Origin of the sequence: Cognatishimia coralii (assembly GCF_037478305.1) — a bacterium.
Lineage (GTDB): Bacteria > Pseudomonadota > Alphaproteobacteria > Rhodobacterales > Rhodobacteraceae > Cognatishimia > Cognatishimia coralii.
The window spans coordinates 662,993-677,913 of the sequence record NZ_JBBGAZ010000001.1 but is presented as its reverse complement, the minus strand read 5'-3'; the positions used below and the strand labels follow the sequence as shown (position 1 = coordinate 677,913).

20 protein-coding genes are annotated in these 14,921 nt (G+C 56.0%); 6 read left to right on the top strand and 14 right to left on the bottom strand.

The window, feature by feature from the left end; genetic code table 11:
- Positions 1–117: 117 nt before the first annotated feature.
- Positions 118–240 (top strand): hypothetical protein, encoded by a 123-nt coding sequence (locus WG622_RS03490; RefSeq protein WP_280719817.1) that lies wholly within the window; start codon positions 118–120, stop codon positions 238–240.
- A gap of 207 nt (positions 241–447) precedes the next feature.
- On the opposite strand, the gene WG622_RS03485 is transcribed toward WG622_RS03490, so the two are convergent.
- The gene (locus WG622_RS03485; protein WP_339402305.1) at positions 448–900 is read right to left on the bottom strand and encodes an iron-sulfur cluster assembly scaffold protein; all 453 of its coding nucleotides are present in this window, start codon (positions 898–900) and stop codon (positions 448–450) included.
- Positions 901–966: 66 nt separating this feature from the next.
- On the opposite strand from WG622_RS03485, the gene hisI reads away from it, so the two are divergent.
- A complete protein-coding gene (gene hisI, locus WG622_RS03480) occupies positions 967–1,341 on the top strand; it encodes a phosphoribosyl-AMP cyclohydrolase (RefSeq protein ID WP_209356496.1) in 375 nt (124 codons plus the stop codon).
- On the opposite strand, the gene gluQRS is transcribed toward hisI, so the two are convergent.
- The 3 genes from gluQRS to trmFO form a co-directional block, all read right to left on the bottom strand.
- Positions 1,338–2,186 (bottom strand): tRNA glutamyl-Q(34) synthetase GluQRS, encoded by an 849-nt coding sequence (gluQRS, locus tag WG622_RS03475; protein WP_339402304.1) that lies wholly within the window; start codon positions 2,184–2,186, stop codon positions 1,338–1,340. The two genes, hisI and gluQRS, sit on opposite strands and share 4 nt — an antisense overlap.
- A complete protein-coding gene (locus WG622_RS03470; RefSeq protein WP_339402303.1) occupies positions 2,183–2,794 on the bottom strand; it encodes a class I SAM-dependent DNA methyltransferase in 612 nt (203 codons plus the stop codon). Before WG622_RS03470 ends, gluQRS begins: the two co-directional genes overlap by 4 nt.
- Positions 2,795–2,861: 67 nt before the next feature.
- Complete coding sequence (gene trmFO, locus WG622_RS03465) at positions 2,862–4,205, bottom strand: methylenetetrahydrofolate--tRNA-(uracil(54)-C(5))-methyltransferase (FADH(2)-oxidizing) TrmFO (protein ID WP_339402302.1); 1,344 nt, start codon at positions 4,203–4,205, stop codon at positions 2,862–2,864.
- A 445-nt stretch (positions 4,206–4,650) separates the two neighbouring features.
- Here trmFO and WG622_RS03460 point away from each other — a divergent pair, with 445 nt between their 5' ends.
- Positions 4,651–5,076 carry a PaaI family thioesterase gene (locus WG622_RS03460; RefSeq protein ID WP_339402301.1) on the top strand — a complete coding sequence of 142 codons (426 nt, stop codon included), beginning with the start codon at positions 4,651–4,653 and terminating at the stop codon, positions 5,074–5,076.
- Between the two features lie 34 nt (positions 5,077–5,110).
- Here the strand turns inward: WG622_RS03460 and WG622_RS03455 are convergent, their stop codons facing one another.
- A complete protein-coding gene (locus WG622_RS03455; protein ID WP_339402300.1) occupies positions 5,111–5,344 on the bottom strand; it encodes a DUF1127 domain-containing protein in 234 nt (77 codons plus the stop codon).
- Positions 5,345–5,452: 108 nt separating this feature from the next.
- Between WG622_RS03455 and WG622_RS03450 the strand changes: the two genes are divergently transcribed.
- From WG622_RS03450 to rpsI, 3 genes are all read left to right on the top strand, one after another.
- Positions 5,453–6,847, top strand: a complete 1,395-nt coding sequence (locus tag WG622_RS03450) for an aminotransferase-like domain-containing protein (RefSeq protein WP_245168687.1) — start codon at positions 5,453–5,455, stop codon at positions 6,845–6,847.
- Between the two features lie 159 nt (positions 6,848–7,006).
- Positions 7,007–7,468, top strand: a complete 462-nt coding sequence (gene rplM, locus WG622_RS03445; protein ID WP_339402299.1) for a 50S ribosomal protein L13 — start codon at positions 7,007–7,009, stop codon at positions 7,466–7,468.
- Between the two features lie 2 nt (positions 7,469–7,470).
- Positions 7,471–7,956 carry a 30S ribosomal protein S9 gene (gene rpsI, locus WG622_RS03440; RefSeq protein ID WP_209356489.1) on the top strand — a complete coding sequence of 162 codons (486 nt, stop codon included), beginning with the start codon at positions 7,471–7,473 and terminating at the stop codon, positions 7,954–7,956.
- A 121-nt stretch (positions 7,957–8,077) separates the two neighbouring features.
- On the opposite strand, the gene WG622_RS03435 is transcribed toward rpsI, so the two are convergent.
- The 9 genes from WG622_RS03435 to WG622_RS03395 form a co-directional block, all read right to left on the bottom strand.
- Positions 8,078–8,695, bottom strand: a complete 618-nt coding sequence (locus WG622_RS03435; protein WP_339402298.1) for a TetR/AcrR family transcriptional regulator — start codon at positions 8,693–8,695, stop codon at positions 8,078–8,080.
- On the bottom strand, positions 8,688–9,557 hold the full coding sequence (ppk2, locus tag WG622_RS03430) for a polyphosphate kinase 2 (protein ID WP_339402297.1): 870 nt from the start codon (positions 9,555–9,557) through the stop codon (positions 8,688–8,690). Before ppk2 ends, WG622_RS03435 begins: the two co-directional genes overlap by 8 nt.
- Positions 9,558–9,597: 40 nt before the next feature.
- Positions 9,598–10,542, bottom strand: a complete 945-nt coding sequence (locus WG622_RS03425; protein WP_339402296.1) for an alpha/beta fold hydrolase — start codon at positions 10,540–10,542, stop codon at positions 9,598–9,600.
- A 1-nt stretch (position 10,543) separates the two neighbouring features.
- Entirely contained in the window at positions 10,544–11,488 is a 945-nt protein-coding gene (metA, locus tag WG622_RS03420; protein ID WP_339402295.1) for a homoserine O-acetyltransferase MetA, read from the bottom strand.
- A 45-nt stretch (positions 11,489–11,533) separates the two neighbouring features.
- Positions 11,534–12,391 (bottom strand): ATPase, encoded by an 858-nt coding sequence (locus WG622_RS03415; protein ID WP_339402294.1) that lies wholly within the window; start codon positions 12,389–12,391, stop codon positions 11,534–11,536.
- Between the two features lie 119 nt (positions 12,392–12,510).
- Complete coding sequence (locus WG622_RS03410) at positions 12,511–13,233, bottom strand: outer membrane protein transport protein (protein WP_339402293.1); 723 nt, start codon at positions 13,231–13,233, stop codon at positions 12,511–12,513.
- A gap of 91 nt (positions 13,234–13,324) precedes the next feature.
- On the bottom strand, positions 13,325–13,597 hold the full coding sequence (locus WG622_RS03405; RefSeq protein ID WP_339402292.1) for a hypothetical protein: 273 nt from the start codon (positions 13,595–13,597) through the stop codon (positions 13,325–13,327).
- 99 nt (positions 13,598–13,696) lie between these two features.
- Positions 13,697–14,572 (bottom strand): DMT family transporter, encoded by an 876-nt coding sequence (locus tag WG622_RS03400; RefSeq protein ID WP_339402290.1) that lies wholly within the window; start codon positions 14,570–14,572, stop codon positions 13,697–13,699.
- Positions 14,569–14,904, bottom strand: coding sequence for a hypothetical protein (locus tag WG622_RS03395; RefSeq protein WP_339402289.1), 336 nt, complete (start codon positions 14,902–14,904; stop codon positions 14,569–14,571). Before WG622_RS03395 ends, WG622_RS03400 begins: the two co-directional genes overlap by 4 nt.
- Positions 14,905–14,921 lie beyond the last annotated feature (17 nt).

The window sequence follows — 14,921 nt, the reverse complement described above, 5'->3', positions numbered from 1 at the left end:
CGTTAAACGTTCCCATATTCACAAAATGTTCTCAAATGTTCTCATTTAGTTCTTTACACGACTCGCTAAAAATGAGAACAAATGAGCAACAAATAATTCTGAGTGCAGGAGAGCCCGATGCTTCGTCAAATCAAGTCCGCGATCCAAAATTCCCAATCTACGCTGCTGCAAGACGCAGTCGGCGCCGCGTCTCTTGTCGTGATGATGCTCGTGGCTCTGCACGTTCCCGGTTTTGTTTAATCTTATCTGCCTGCGGTTCTCATTTTGATGTTTCCGCGTAGCCTGTCCCCGCTTGCTGCGCATTGACTGTCACTGCCTGAAAGTCTTTGGGTCTGCCTCACATCAGCCCGCCTGAAACGTCGTTTCCATTGCAGAGAACACGCGACTTTCGCCGCCGTCTTCCCCGAGACGTGCGGCGATTTTTTTGCCATTTTGTGAAGAAAGCTGCTAGGCGCAGGCAGATTGCTCGGCCTGATCTATCGCCTCGAGCGTGGCCTCAAGCGCGAGCATGATCGACGCATGACGGTTTTTATAGTCGCGGGCAGGGCGCAGTACTTCTAGGTCCTCAAAAGGGGCTGCAGGGGCGGGGCCGTCGTTTTTCAGCATGTCTTTTAGGGCGTCCCGCGCGGTTTCGATCTCGGTGCGCGACAGGCCTACCACATTCGCGCCCACCACAGAGGCCGCTGCTTGACCCAAAGCGCAGGCCTTAACGTCCTGACCATATTCAGAAACCTTACCGTCCTGCAGGATCACATCGACTGCGATTGTCGACCCACAGAGCGGCGAGCGTTTCTTGACGGTCGCATGGGGATCCGCCAAACGCTCCGTGCGCGGCATGTCGGCGGCCAGCGCTAGAATGCGCCCAGAATAGAGTTTGATCAGATCGGTATCGCCAGACATCAGGTCTTTCCTTTTCGCCGCCAGTCTTAGATAGAGTTCCTACACCCAAATGCAAAGAGGCGCCTCATGGCTTTCGACCCGAAAACGCTGAAGTACGACGCAAATGGCCTGATCCCTGCGATTGCGCAGGATGCCACCAGCCATGAGGTCTTGATGATGGCGTGGATGAATGAGGAATCCGTCAAGCGGACGCTGGAAACGGGGCGGGTGACCTATTGGTCTAGGTCACGGCAATCGTTTTGGATCAAGGGCGAGACCAGCGGACATACGCAAGAATTGGTCGATTTCCGCTATGACTGCGATCAGGATTGTATCTTGGTGCTGATCAACCAAACCGGCGCGGCCTGTCACACCATGCGGCGCAGTTGTTTTTACACAGCGGTGCGGGACGGCGAAGAGATCGAGCTCATGAAGCCTATGCACGACTGCGACGACCACTAGGGCGTTAGGCCGACCATTTCGATGACATCTTCTGGCGTTGCGCCGTCGGCGCGATAGGTGGCTATGGCGCGGGCGTCGTCTCGTTTGGCGAGCCGCTTTCCGGCATCGTCGCGGATCAGGTCGTGGTGATGGTAGTCGGGTGTGGAAAGGCCCAGAAGTCTTTGTAAAAGAACGTGAATTTGAGTGGCCTCCCAAAGGTCAGCGCCACGCGTGACTTGGGTGATGCCTTGTTCTGCGTCATCTACGACCACCGCAAGGTGGTAGCTGGCGGCCATACCTTTGCGCACGAGGATGATGTCCCCAATGGTCTCGACAAGCCGTGCCGCATCCAAGCGATGCGCGCCAGCAAAGAGCGCGCCCTTTTCGACGAAACTCAGCTCTGTCAAACCTTCAACAGCCTTCGCCATATTCAGGCGGATTGCATGATCCTGAGACTCAGGAAACACGCGCGCACGACAGGTGCCAGGATAGATCCGCCCGTCGGGGCCAAACTGCGGCACACCTTCCTGAGGCGCACCGGCTGCGGCCTCGATATCTGCGCGACGACAAATGCATGGGTAGGTCAAACCCGCATCGGTCAGCTGGGCAACCGCGCGTGCATAGGCCTTCGTGCGTTCCGATTGACGCATTACGGGGCGGGGCCACGACAGGCCCAACCACGCAAGGTCATCATAGATCTGATCTTCCCAATGCGTCCGGCTGCGGGATTGATCTATATCCTCGATCCGCAACAGAAACTCTCCACCATGTGCGCGCGCCTCTTGGGCCGCTATCAAGGCGGAATAGGCGTGTCCTAGATGCAGAGGACCAGTTGGGGAAGGCGCAAATCGCGTTCTAAAAGTCAAGCTTTCTCAACGACATAGACATAAGAGGTCATGCCCTTGCCGGGCAGGTGATCGCCCAACTCTCGGAACAAAAGCCGCGCACTACCGCCGTCGAGATAATCGTTCAGACGGGCTTCGTAAATACGTTCTTTGATGGCTTTGTCATTATAGGACAGCACGAGTTTGCCGCCTGAGGGCAATAGATCCATCACCGTATCCAGCAAGGACACGGGCGCCGCGCCGACGCCGATCACGCCGATGCAGGCGATGACCTCATAGCTGCCGGGCTCGATGTCCATCTCTTCGCCTTGCAATTGGATGGCGGTCTTGTAGACCCCCTTGCGTTTGGCGATGGCTAGCATTTCGGCTGACGGGTCAATGCCGTCAATGTTGGTGTAGCCTACCTTGGCCAAAGCCTCGCCAGAGAGACCGGTACCACAGCCTACGTCCAGAATCTTGGTCTCTGGGTTGGGCAAGAACTGCCAAAGCGCATCAGCGCATCGTGACGGGGTGAGATAGCCGTTGTCGGTGACTTCGGCGTCATAGGTGGAGGCCCAGTCGTCATAGAATTCTTCGACGTCGCTGGCGGTGTCCAGATTGTAAACGGAGTCCAAAAACTTCTTTGTCATAGCGCGAGTAAAGCGCGTGAAAGCGCTTACGTCTATGATTTCTTGGCCAGCTACGCGAAAGAGCGCATCAGGACTGCGCGTTCAGCCAGTCTTGCCAATCGATTTTAGCGCGATCTGTATAGGCCTTATAGCGGTCTTTGCGCCCGCGACGCCCGCCTTTGAAGCCTTCGACCGGATGGAACAGACCAAAGTTCACATTCATCGGCTGGAAGGTCTTCGCCTCGGCCCCGCCGGTGATGTGATGGACCAGAGCACCCATGGCGGAGTTCGCAGGCGCAGTTTCCATCGGCGTGCCAAGGATCTCTGCAGCCGCCAAACGGCCCGCCAAAAGCCCCATTGCGGCGCTTTCCACATAGCCTTCGACGCCGGTGATTTGGCCTGCAAAGCGGATATGCGGTTTGCTTTTCAGCCGCATCTGATTGTCCAAAAGCGTCGGCGAATTGATGAAGGTATTGCGGTGAATGCCGCCCAGCCGCGCAAAGCTCGCGTCTTCAAGACCGGGGATCATGCGCAGTACTTCGGTCTGCGCTCCGTATTTCATTTTGGTTTGGAAACCCACGATATTATAGAGCGTTCCCAAAGCGTTATCACGGCGAAGTTGAACCACGGCGTAGGGTTTGTTGTCGGGATCATGCGCATTCGTGAGGCCCACAGGTTTCATCGGGCCAAAGCGCAGGGTGTCGCGGCCACGCTCCGCCATGACTTCGATCGGTAGGCAGCCGTCGAAGTATCCAGCCGTTTCGCCTTCGTGGAATTCGGTTTTGTCCGCCGTCTCCAGCGCGTCGATGAAGGCTTCGTACTGCTCATATGTCATCGGGCAGTTGAGGTAGGCCTTGCGTTCTTCTTCGGTGTCGCCTTTGTCATAGCGAGACTGTAGCCAGGCGACGTCCATATTGATGCTCTCAGCATAGACAATTGGGGCGATGGCATCAAAGAAGGCCAAGGCATCTGCGCCGGTTTCAGCCTGAATGGCCGCGCCAAGACCGGCTGAGGTTAATGGGCCGGTTGCGATGATCCACTGGCCATCCTCGGGCAGCTCAGTGATTTCATCGTATTCCACGGAAATATTTGGATGCGCGGTCAAGGCTTCGGTGACACTTTCCGCAAATGGATCCCGATCCACCGCCAAAGCGCCCCCCGCAGGCAGGCGATGTTTGTCGGCCATAGCCATGATCAGCCCGTTCGCCGCGCGCATTTCCCAATGCAAAAGGCCGACCGCGTTCTGTTCGTCGTCATCGGAGCGGAAAGAGTTTGAGCACACCATCTCGGCCAGATGTCCAGTGCGATGGGCAAAGGTCTCGACCTTGGGGCGCATCTCGTGGATCACCACGTTGACGCCCATATTCGCCGCCTGCCAGGCCGCTTCCGATCCGGCCATACCGCCGCCGATGATATGCAATGTCTCAGTCATGAGGCGCAGATAGGCCAGAAGCGGTGCAAAGGGAAGGGCATGCGCTAGCGCAATGCGGTTTTGGAAGCGATTTCAGGGGGCTAAAAACACATTTGGGTCGCTGAGGCAGGAATGTCGAGGTCAGAGAGAGTTGACCTTGGAGGGACCTTCCACCGTTCAGCGACCCAATGAAGCGTCTGAAAATCTTATGCCAGAAATCGCGGGTCGATTCCAGAGAAATTGCAGAAAATAGGGCAGGAATATGCCGACTTGTGCCGAATTGTGACCAATCTCGGCGATGCACCTAATTTATTGTCCCAGAACGAACAATTCTTTGAAATTCCGCCTATCTAAAAGGCACGATGACGCCGATCACGCCTTAATTCTGCCGTGACGTCACGGATTTGGACGCTTGAGTCTCGGGACTTGGGGCGAAAAGAATTGCGAAACACTTATGAGGCACAACATGACCCCGGTGATTTCCAAAGAAGAGCTGTCAGAGTATTTGGCTGAGGTGTTTCCTCAGGTTTGGTCTCAGTTTGAGATTATGGAAATGGATGGGCGTCATACGGTTATGAAGCTGAAGGTGAATGATCGCCACATTCGCCCCGGTGGGACCGTGTCTGGGCCTGCGATGTTCGGGTTGGCGGATGTATCGGCCTACGTGGCGACTTTGGCGGTTGTCGGACGTAAGGCTTTGGCGGTGACAACCAATTGTTCCATCGACTTCATGCGTAAGCCAGAGGCGGGCAAGGATCTGATTGCGCATGCCGAACTGTTGAAACACGGCAAGGCGTTGACGGTGACCGATGTGCGTCTGCGATCCGAAGGGTCTGAGGAGTTGGTGGCTCGGGCCTCGTTGACCTATTCCGTGCCACCGGTGAAATCCTAAAGAAAAGGGCCGGTCTGTGCCGGCCCTTTGCGCTTTACGCCTCCCAATAGCGTTTTCTGACTTCTTCGCGGGCTTGCTCGGGGGTGATGCCGATGTCATGCAACTCGGCATTCTCAAGCCGCGCCAGAGCCTTTCGGGTACGCACACGCCGATCCCAAACCGTCACGGTCGCTGCAAAGGCAATCGCCCATTGCGCAAAGACCGGAAGAGGCTGGGTCGCTGCGGTTTGAGTAAGTTGCGTCAGTTGCAGTGTGGACGTCCGTGACATGGGGATCTCCTTTATTGTGTCGGTGGTCCAGAAATTGTGTTGGTACAATTGGGTGATTGTATTGCTGTATTTGTACAATTACGGTGACAATAACCCGAGGAGATTATTGTGACTGATACAATTTGGCCGCCAGATTTCGCGAATATTTCGGAATCTAAGTACATTGTACTAATACAATCCCTGCGCGCAGCGGTACGATCCGGGGAATTGTCGGTTGGGTTCAAGCTGCCACCGGTGCGCGAATTGGCCTGGCAACTTGGGATTACGCCGGGCACCGTGGCGCGTGCCTATAAGATGGCTGTCGAAGAGGGGCTCGTGGAAACCACCGTCGGGCGGGGTACGTTTGTGTCCGAAGGCGAACGCGCGGAGCCTGTGGTCGAGGAGTCCTTGGTGTCGGTCTACCAAGACACCGACCTCAATATGCGCGGCGTCAAAGTGCCTGAGGTCGGACAAGATGCGTCAATCCGACAGATCATGCGGCAGTTGGGCGGAGAGATCGGGCAGAACTATGTGGATTGCCCGACACCGGATAGCGATTTGGCTGCGCGACAGGCGGTGGTTGATTGGATTGGCCCGGATCGGGTCGGGCGTTTGTCAGCGGACGACATCGTCTTGGGGCTTGGTGCGCAGCATTCTGTCATTATGACGTTGCAGGCCTGTCTTTATGGCCCGAACCCTGTGATCCTGACCGAAGATCTGGGCTACCCAGGTATCCGCCATGCGGCGCGACTATTGCGGGCGCAGGCTGTGGGCGTAAAGATGGATCAAGACGGGATGCGCCCTGATCTGCTGGAAGAGGCGTTGCGTCAGCACGGTGGTCAGGCGCTCGTGACCGTCGCAGAAACTCATAGCCCCACCACCATCCGCGCGTCCGAAACCCGCCGCCAAGAGATCGCAGAGATCGCGCGGCGGTATCAGTTGCAAATCATCGAAGACGATTGCTATTGTGTCTGTCGCACAGACCGCCCGACCTATCGCGCGATTGTCCCAGAGCGGGCCTGGTATGTGTCGTCGCTGACCAAATCGGTCTCGGCAGCAGTGCGCTTTGGCTATGTGGCCTGCGCGACGGGCAAGGCCTCGGTCGCGCGGCAAGTGGCGCAGAGCACTTTTTATGGTCTTCCGACGCCGATTTTGGATCTGTGCACCGAACTGCTCACGTCAGGCGAGGCCGAGCGGTTGCGACGCCTGACCTCGGCCAAAACGGAAGAACTGGTGAAGATCGCCGTTAATATTCTGGGCAAATGGGACATTCGTTGGCGCAAGGAGGTGCCGTTTATCTGGTTGCGTTTGCCGCAGGGCTGGAGGGGGTCGACATTTACGGCTGCCTGCGCCGCTGAAAAGATCGGGATCAAGTCTGCGGATGAGTTTGCCTTACAAGACGGGCAGGCGCCAAATGCCGTGCGCATTGGGATAAACCCACAGATTCCACAGGCGGAATTTGAACGCGCGCTGCGTCGTATGTCCGAAATGCTGGAAAATCCGCCCAATTCGGTCGATGTCTGATGGGGTAAAATAATACCTATTTTATAAGACATTGAAATCGCTTATTTATTTCGCGACTTGTGCGCTTGACTGTGTATTTCCACCCTTTATAACCCGCCCATCGCTTAACAAGCGCGTCGGACCCGTTCGGCGCTGCTACCAAATATCAGGTAGAACCACATGAAAACCTTCTCTGCTACTCCAGCAGACATCGACAAGAAGTGGATCATCATCGACGCCGAGGGCGTGGTGCTGGGCCGTTTGGCGTCGATCGTTGCTATGCGCCTGCGCGGCAAGCACAAGGCGTCTTTCACTCCGCATATGGATTGCGGCGACAACGTCATCATCATCAACGCTGAAAAAGTTCAGATGACCGGCAAGAAACGCACGGACAAGAACTATTACTGGCACACTGGCCACCCAGGCGGCATCAAGTCCCGTACTGCGGGCGAGCTGCTGGAAGGCAAGTACCCAGAGCGCGTTGTGACCGCAGCGGTCAAGCGCATGCTGCCGGGCAACCGTCTGTCCCGCCAGATCATGACCAACCTGCGTGTCTATGCTGGCTCCGAGCACCCACATGAGGCGCAAGCGCCAGAAGTGCTGGATGTGAAATCCATGAACTCCAAGAACACCCGGAGCTAATCATGACTGATCAAGTGAATTCCCTCGAAGAGCTGAACGCCGTAGCCGGCGAAGAGGCTGCTGTGGTCGAGCTGGCCCCACGTGAGCCTGTTCGTGACGAGCTGGGCCGTTCTTATGCGACCGGCAAACGCAAAGATGCGGTTGCCCGCGTTTGGATCAAGCCAGGTTCCGGCAAGGTCGAAGTCAACGGCAAGCCAATGAACGAATACTTCGCACGCCCTGTGCTGCAGATGATCCTGGCTCAGCCGTTCACTGTTGCTGGCGTTGAAGGCGAGTTTGACGTTTACGCAACTGTTAAGGGCGGCGGTCTGTCCGGCCAAGCGGGTGCGGTGAAGCACGGTATTTCCAAAGCTCTGCAGCTTTATGAACCGTCCCTGCGTGGTGCTCTGAAAGCCGCTGGCTTCCTGACACGTGACTCTCGTGTTGTTGAACGTAAGAAGTTCGGTAAGCGCAAAGCGCGTCGTTCCTTCCAGTTCTCCAAGCGTTAATCGCCTGGGTCGATATTTGCGGAAAGGGCTGCCTTCGGGCGGCCCTTTTTGTTTTGGGTGATGGATGTTTTGGCTGGGGGCTTGCCCCCAGACCCCCAGGATATTTTCAGCAAGAGAAAATCTAGGTGTCGGGCTTAATCAATCCAAGTCCACGCAAATAGACGCCAATGCCGCTTTCCAGCAGGTCCTCAGGCGCAAAGGGGCTTTGGGTGCCGGGGGAGTTTCGGGCGAAGAGTTCCACAACCCCGTGGCTCATGGCCCAGATATGGGCGGAAAACATGCTGGGCGGCGGGCGTTTTTCCGGAGGGATGTGCTCGGAGAGATCGGCGGCGGCTTTTTCCATCACTCCGCGTGCGCGCTGTGCCACTGCCGCGAGTTCCGGCGTCCGGTTGACCGAAATTCCGCTTTCAAACATCGCGATGTAGTGGCCGGGATAGCGACGGGCAAAGGCAAGATAAGCGCGGCCTGTTGCCTCAAAAGACGAAAGCGCCGAGGGCTGGCCCTTGTCGTAGGCGTATTGCATCAAATCTGCAAAGATTTCATAGCCTTGGCGGGCGGCTTCCGCGATCAGATCGTCGCGGCCTTCGAAGTGCCGATAGACCGCGGCCGGGGTCACGCCTGCGGTTTTCGCAGCCTCAGACAGGGTGAAACCGGTCGGACCCTTGGCCTCGATCAGCTGCAAGGCCGCCTCAACCAGCGCTTGGCGCAGGTTGCCGTGATGATAGCCGCGTTTAGGCATTCCAGATGTCGATGCCTCCGCAGATTTTATCGTCCTGCGCGCCAATTGCGGCGGTGTCTTTGCGATCATAATCGATCTGGCTTAGCACATGCCTGATCGCGGCCAGCCGCGCGCGACGCTTGTCGTCTGACCGGATGACGGTCCAGGGGGCAGGGGCGCTGTCAGAGCGGGTCAGGGTCTCTCCAATCGCGGCCGTATAGTCGTCCCATTTCTTAAGGCCTTCGACGTCGATCCAGCTGAGTTTCCATTGTTTCAGCGGATCGCTCTCGCGTGACAGGAACCGGCGCAGTTGTTCGGCACGGCCCACGTTGAGCCAGAACTTAACAAGGATAATGCCTTCGTCTTCGAGCATCTTTTCAAAGTCGTTCACTTGCGTGAAGAAATGTTCGCGTTGCTCATCCGTGCAAAAGCCAAATACCTTTTCCACAACGCCGCGATTGTACCAGCTGCGATCAAAAAATACGATTTCGCCAGAGGTGGGCAAGTGTTTGATATAACGCTGGAAATACCATTGACCCTGTTCGCGTTCGGTCGGTTTGGAGAGCGCCACCACGCGCGCGCCCCGTGCGTTGAGGTTTTCGCGAAACCGTTTGATGGTGCCGCCTTTGCCCGCTGCATCACGGCCCTCAAAGACAATCGCAATCCGTGCGCCGCTTTCCTTGGCCCAGGCTTGCAATTTCACCAGCTCGATCTGAAGCGCGTCATACTGGGCCTCATAGGCCTTGCGGCCCATACGTTCGGCGTGGGGATAGCCTGTGTCCACGATGTCTTTCTTGCCCGCCTGCGCAATGGCATCGCGCAGCTCTTGAGGTGCGAGGTCGGTGTGATAGGCGCTGATGGCACCGTCAAAGGGCAGCTGCATGAGATCTCTCCATTTTGATTAATATGGCGATCCCAAGCGCTTAGCGCAATGCGGCGCGTGTCGCGGCGCGGTCGATTGCGTCCAAAACAGCCTCTTGCGCGACGTGCTGGGGCATATGGCCGATGCCGGGCAGAGTGGTGAGTTGCGCCCCGTCGATTGCGTTCAGCAAAGACGGCGTGTGCAGGTCGATATTGACCGTATCATCCGCATCGCCGTGAAGGACTTCTGTCGGCACAGTGATTTGACCATAGCGGGGTTTCAAGGCGCGCACCTCGTCCAGGAACCGTTTGCGCTGCAGGGCGGTGGCCTTTTGCGAACCGCGGCTCAGGGTCATTCTGCCAAAATGGCTAAGGTATCCCTCAGGCACTGGCTGAGGGGCGAAAACCTCGGTTAGCACGTTCTGGACATGGCTGTTGGGCACCCAAGCCGAGATCACGGGCAAGACCGCCCAGCTGAGCCAAGGGTTTGAATTGATTTCATAAAGCCCTGCAAGCGGCGTGTCCCAAGGCTCGGCAGGGGCGGCAAGGGTCACAAGGGCAGAGAGCGCGTCCGGATGGTCCGCAGACCAGGCCAAAGCCACTGTACCACCATAACTTTGACCCACGACGATGGGTTTGTCGGCCCCCAACTGTGCGGCGGCTTTCTGCAGGATCGCGGCCTGTTCAAAGATCGTGTCGCCCTTTGGGTTCACAGCCTCGCTATACCCAAGACCGGGACGATCCAGCACGATCACACGGTAGCGATCCGTCAACTGATCGACCAGCGAATGGGTGAAGTCGCGGATATTGCCTGAGGAGCCGTGGATCAGCACCAGATCAGGCCCGCTGCCTTTGACCAGAGCGTGCACGTCGTGACCTTCGACCTCGATGATCTCACCCAATGGCGGGGTATCAATACGGGCCTGTGCCTCATTGCGCGCGGCGCGCCAGACGGTCAGGGCGGCCAGCCCCAAAATCAGGATCGCGAGGATCAAAAGGATGCGCATATTACCCCCTTAGATCGGTGCTCTTCTCTCCGATCTTGGAAATGTCAAATGGTGTGGTTTCATATAGTTCAGAAACCCAATTTCCATAGAGCAAATGTGCATGGCTGCGCCAACGATTCATTGGATCCTGACTGGGGTCATCGTCAGGGTAGTAATTGATTGGTACGTTGATCGGCGTACCGGACTCGATGTCTCGGTCGTATTCCTGCTTCAGCGTGCCTGAGTCATACTCGAAATGGTTGAAGATATAGAGGCCACGCTTGGCCTTGTCCTCAACCAGACATGGCCCCGTGTCCTCGTTGCCCAAGAGCGTCTGTAGCCCGTCGACCGTGTCGATCTCATCCTGCTTCATCTCGGTCCAGCGGCTGACCGGAATGACGCAATCATCTGAAAAACCGCGTAAATAATGGCTGGTAGGGGCCAGGTTCTTTTGCCGGAAACAGCCAAAGGCCTTGGCGTCCAGGATGTGTTTTTGCACACCGTGGAAATAGTAAATCATTGCCATGCCGCCCCAGCAGACGCCCAAGGTCGAATGCACATGGGTCTGTGTCCAGTCAAAGACCTCGCAGAGCTCGTCCCAATAGGTGACCTCCTCAAACGGCAGATGTTCAATCGGCGCGCCTGTGATGATCAAACCGTCAAATTTCTCACCAGTCGCCTTCACCTCGGAAAACGGGCGATAGAATTCTTCCATATGGGCGGCGGCGGTGTTTTTGGTCTGATGCTCGCTCATGCGGATCAAGGAAAACTCAATCTGCAACGGAGTCGCGCCGATCAGACGGGCGAATTGGTTCTCGGTCTGGATCTTTTTCGGCATCAGGTTCAAGAGGCCGATGCGCAGAGGGCGGATGTCTTGTCGTGCCGCCTGCCGCTCGGACATCACCATCACGCCTTCGCGCGAGAGCACGTCAAAGGCAGGCAGGTGAGAGGGCAGTTTGATGGGCATTGGACAAAATTCCTATATCTTGGATGACCCTATGTAAGGCAGAGATTAGGCTTGCTCAAGGGTCTCTTCGATGAGCGCTTCGAAGTCGGCAGCAGATTTGACCTTTGCGACATCTTCGCCAGCCAGCGTGATGCCCCATTTCGACATGGCCTCATAGCGCGGCTGGCGTGCGGCGAGGGCGCGAGCGTAGGTCCAGCGCACGAAGGCGTTCGGGTCCACAGCATCCTCATCGCAACCCTGTTCAGCAAGGTATTCCGACCATGCCGATTGCAGGAACTTCGGCTGGTAATACATAGGCTTAGGCGCGCGATCAAAGCGTTTGACCAGCTCTTGGGTATGGGCATCAGAGCCCTTGATCCAAACCAGCAGCGTCTGCTCTGACAGAGCCTTAAGAACCGGGTCGTCAGGGTTCTCTGGCTCTACGACCTCACAGATCGAGCCGGACGTGTCGCAGATGAAATTGCCATAGCCATATAGCTCCTGCGCGCGCTTGATGAAATGCGCGGTATCGAGCGTCGCGGCCACCTCGGAGCCGCGGTGCAGCTCTTGGCGGCGCATATATTCATCAAAGGGCACGCCGCCTTTCGCGGGGTCTCCGGGTTTGCCCAGATAGGCCGAAAGCGGCGCGAGGTTCTCAAAGGTGATGTTGTTGCCGATATAGATGCTGTCGCTCAGCAAAAGCTCGCGCAGATACGGGACCTTCATGGCTTCGGATTTCGCGTGATCCACAATGGCTTCGCCCATGTAGCGCGTGCCGATGCGGTAATCGACGGAATAGTGAAACCAGTCACCTGTCGCGCGCATGAGGTTTGAGACATAGGTCTTGCCCAGGCCTGACATCGCGAAAAGCGTGACGCGTTTATGCGGCGCATTGCGCCAGTCGGAAGCGGATTGATAGATCATGGCCCGGCTCGAATTGCTGTTTGGAATTAGGTAGCTGTGTGCGGGCAGGGCGTCAAATGGTGAAATGAAAAAACCCCGCCGAGATGGGCGGGGTTTGTGTTTTGTTTTTTGAAGCGAGTTTAGAAGTTCACACCAACGCTAATTCCCGCACCCAAGACATGGTTGTCAGCGAAGCTTGCTCCAATTGGTGCTGCAGTCGTCGTGTCGCCCAACCAAGTGTAGTTTACACCGCCGGAAATTGTGTAACCGTCTTGTTCATAGCGAACGCCAAGCGTCAAACCAGTGCGGCCATCTGTAGGTGCAAGGTCCGTCGCTGGCTGGCCGCTTGCAGATTCATGGCTCACTGTCGCTGATGCCGACCATTCGTCGTTAATCCGACGCCCTACGCCGAGTGTGTATGTGTAAGAATCTCTCGAATAGGAAAGAAGTGGATTAACAGGATAGTTTGGTGGCGAGAACGAAAACGAGGACCAATCCACCCAGCGCACACTACCAAACAACAGTGTATCTTCCGCGATACCGCTTTGCGCTTCAAGGTGAAGCGACTGAGGTGTCGAGATATTGGTTGAGCCGTTGACAACACCTGCTTCCAGAGTCGTCATAGTCATGTCGATAGATGAGTTGTAAGTAAGAGCAACTCGCAGGGCGATTTCTGGTATCTCGTAAGCAACACCAGCTAGATACCCAGTCCCATTGCCTTCCGCACTGTTTAGCACGTAAGAGAACAGGCCATTCGCAACCGTCGCTTGCGTATCGATCGATGTATAGCGCAAACCACCGTATACACTTACGCCACTATCAAGAGAGTAGCGGAGAATACCAGTGATCGAATTGGAGTCCACGGTAGCATTTGTTACAGTGCTCGCGCCTGCGTTACGCAGTGGATAGGCAGCACCTGACCCGCTGTAGTCCACATTTGCACCGTAAGGCTGATCATTGATTAAGGGTGAAACTAACGTTTTCGCTAAGGTCCATTTTCGCGGACATGCTAAACTGCGAATAGTCCGGGGCCATATCGCCACTGCTTACTGCACCGCCACCAACAGAGCCAGTCACAGTCGGTTGAACCACACCAAATGAAAATGTGATATTGTTGCCATCGGCAAAAATGGCGGAAACAGATTGATTGGACCGTTCAACACCACCCGCCATGGCTGTCGTCGCCATCAACGTCAGCGACAATGCGCCTGTAAGTTTTTTGATCATTGTACGCCTCCCTAAGCGCATTTTAATTTCCCTGCGCCTAAGGTACGGAAAACATTATTTTTCGGTCAACGGCTGACACTACGTCAAGTTGTGTCGAATTTATGACGCCGAAGTCCGAGTGGCGCGCAATTGCAACAGTATGTTCGCGTAATTGCCTGCCAAAATCAACGAAGCCCCCAAAATTAACCAATTGTCGACGGATTCCCCATAAAAAACTGCCCCTACGACAGCTATCAAAGGCAGCCGAATGAAATCGACAGGCGCAACCAAAGAGGGCGGAGCGAGTTGCAACGCGCTGGTTATGCTCCAATGCGCGGTCAATCCAGTGAGGCCGATCAGGATGACATAGGGCAGAGATGACAGCGACGGGAGGGTGATGTCTCCGTCATATCCTGCGCAGATCAGGCCAAAGACAGCCTGCATAGAGGTCAGATAAAACAGGATTGTGATGGTTGAATTGCGCTTCGTCAGATGCTTGGTGAAGAGCATTGTGATCGCAAAGCCAATGGCCGAGCAGGCTGCAGTGATAAAGCCGACCCCCATGGGGATCACGCCGGGGCGGGCAATGGCGAGGATGCCCAGAAATCCAAGTGCCGCACAAAGTAGGGTCGAAAGGCTCCACCGTTCTTTCAAGAAAATCGGTGCCAAAAGGATCACCCAAATCGGTGTTGTGAATTCAAGTGCAAAGACTTGTGCGAGGGGGATTGAGGCAAGGGCAAAGAACCACAGGTTCTGACCCGTGAAATGCGCGATGTTGCGACCCAAGTGCAGGTGAAAGTCACGGCCCGTGATCTGGTCCCAGGATTTGGTTTTGGTCAGGATCAGGCTGATGATTGTCACGCCTAAGAGGCTTCTGAACAGCATGATCTCGAATGTATCAAGTTCGGTGCTCACGGCGCGGCCTGCGATGGCCATGGCTGTGAAGGACAGCACAGAACCCAGCATCCACAAAACGCCTTTAAGGCTATCACTCATTCTTTGATCTCGCAGCAACCGGTTAAGAGGATGGGTGTTTGACCTCGTTGCGTGAGGATGTCCACCGAAATCGGCCCGGTTTCACAGGTGTCCCGATCCAGGATCACAACCGCCGTGTCAAAATCCCCGATCAAGGGTTTGGCGCGGGGCCAGTCTTGGCCTTCGGCACGGGCCGTATCGGGGATCTGAAAGCTGTTCTTGCGCTGATAGTCAAAGATCGCCTCTGACCCAGTGATCGTCAAAGACCAATCTGGCGCTGTGCCTGAACAAATGAAATCCTCTGCCGCCAAGGGGCTGGCCATTAAAAGCGCTGCGAGAGTGGTGCGAACCATAATGTCCTCCGGTCTGG

What these genes read in the sequence shown, in the direction of transcription:
- WG622_RS03490 (WP_280719817.1), top strand. Translation starts at nt 118, where the DNA reads ATGCTTCGTCAAATCAAGTCCGCGATCCAAAATTCCCAATCTACGCTG.
- WG622_RS03485 (WP_339402305.1), bottom strand. Translation starts at nt 900, where the DNA reads ATGTCTGGCGATACCGATCTGATCAAACTCTATTCTGGGCGCATTCTA.
- hisI (WP_209356496.1), top strand. Translation starts at nt 967, where the DNA reads ATGGCTTTCGACCCGAAAACGCTGAAGTACGACGCAAATGGCCTGATC.
- WG622_RS03470 (WP_339402303.1), bottom strand. Translation starts at nt 2,794, where the DNA reads ATGACAAAGAAGTTTTTGGACTCCGTTTACAATCTGGACACCGCCAGC.
- trmFO (WP_339402302.1), bottom strand. Translation starts at nt 4,205, where the DNA reads ATGACTGAGACATTGCATATCATCGGCGGCGGTATGGCCGGATCGGAA.
- WG622_RS03460 (WP_339402301.1), top strand. Translation starts at nt 4,651, where the DNA reads ATGACCCCGGTGATTTCCAAAGAAGAGCTGTCAGAGTATTTGGCTGAG.
- WG622_RS03455 (WP_339402300.1), bottom strand. Translation starts at nt 5,344, where the DNA reads ATGTCACGGACGTCCACACTGCAACTGACGCAACTTACTCAAACCGCA.
- rplM (WP_339402299.1), top strand. Translation starts at nt 7,007, where the DNA reads ATGAAAACCTTCTCTGCTACTCCAGCAGACATCGACAAGAAGTGGATC.
- rpsI (WP_209356489.1), top strand. Translation starts at nt 7,471, where the DNA reads ATGACTGATCAAGTGAATTCCCTCGAAGAGCTGAACGCCGTAGCCGGC.
- WG622_RS03435 (WP_339402298.1), bottom strand. Translation starts at nt 8,695, where the DNA reads ATGCCTAAACGCGGCTATCATCACGGCAACCTGCGCCAAGCGCTGGTT.
- ppk2 (WP_339402297.1), bottom strand. Translation starts at nt 9,557, where the DNA reads ATGCAGCTGCCCTTTGACGGTGCCATCAGCGCCTATCACACCGACCTC.
- WG622_RS03425 (WP_339402296.1), bottom strand. Translation starts at nt 10,542, where the DNA reads ATGCGCATCCTTTTGATCCTCGCGATCCTGATTTTGGGGCTGGCCGCC.
- metA (WP_339402295.1), bottom strand. Translation starts at nt 11,488, where the DNA reads ATGCCCATCAAACTGCCCTCTCACCTGCCTGCCTTTGACGTGCTCTCG.
- WG622_RS03415 (WP_339402294.1), bottom strand. Translation starts at nt 12,391, where the DNA reads ATGATCTATCAATCCGCTTCCGACTGGCGCAATGCGCCGCATAAACGC.
- WG622_RS03405 (WP_339402292.1), bottom strand. Translation starts at nt 13,597, where the DNA reads ATGATCAAAAAACTTACAGGCGCATTGTCGCTGACGTTGATGGCGACG.
- WG622_RS03400 (WP_339402290.1), bottom strand. Translation starts at nt 14,572, where the DNA reads ATGAGTGATAGCCTTAAAGGCGTTTTGTGGATGCTGGGTTCTGTGCTG.
- WG622_RS03395 (WP_339402289.1), bottom strand. Translation starts at nt 14,904, where the DNA reads ATGGTTCGCACCACTCTCGCAGCGCTTTTAATGGCCAGCCCCTTGGCG.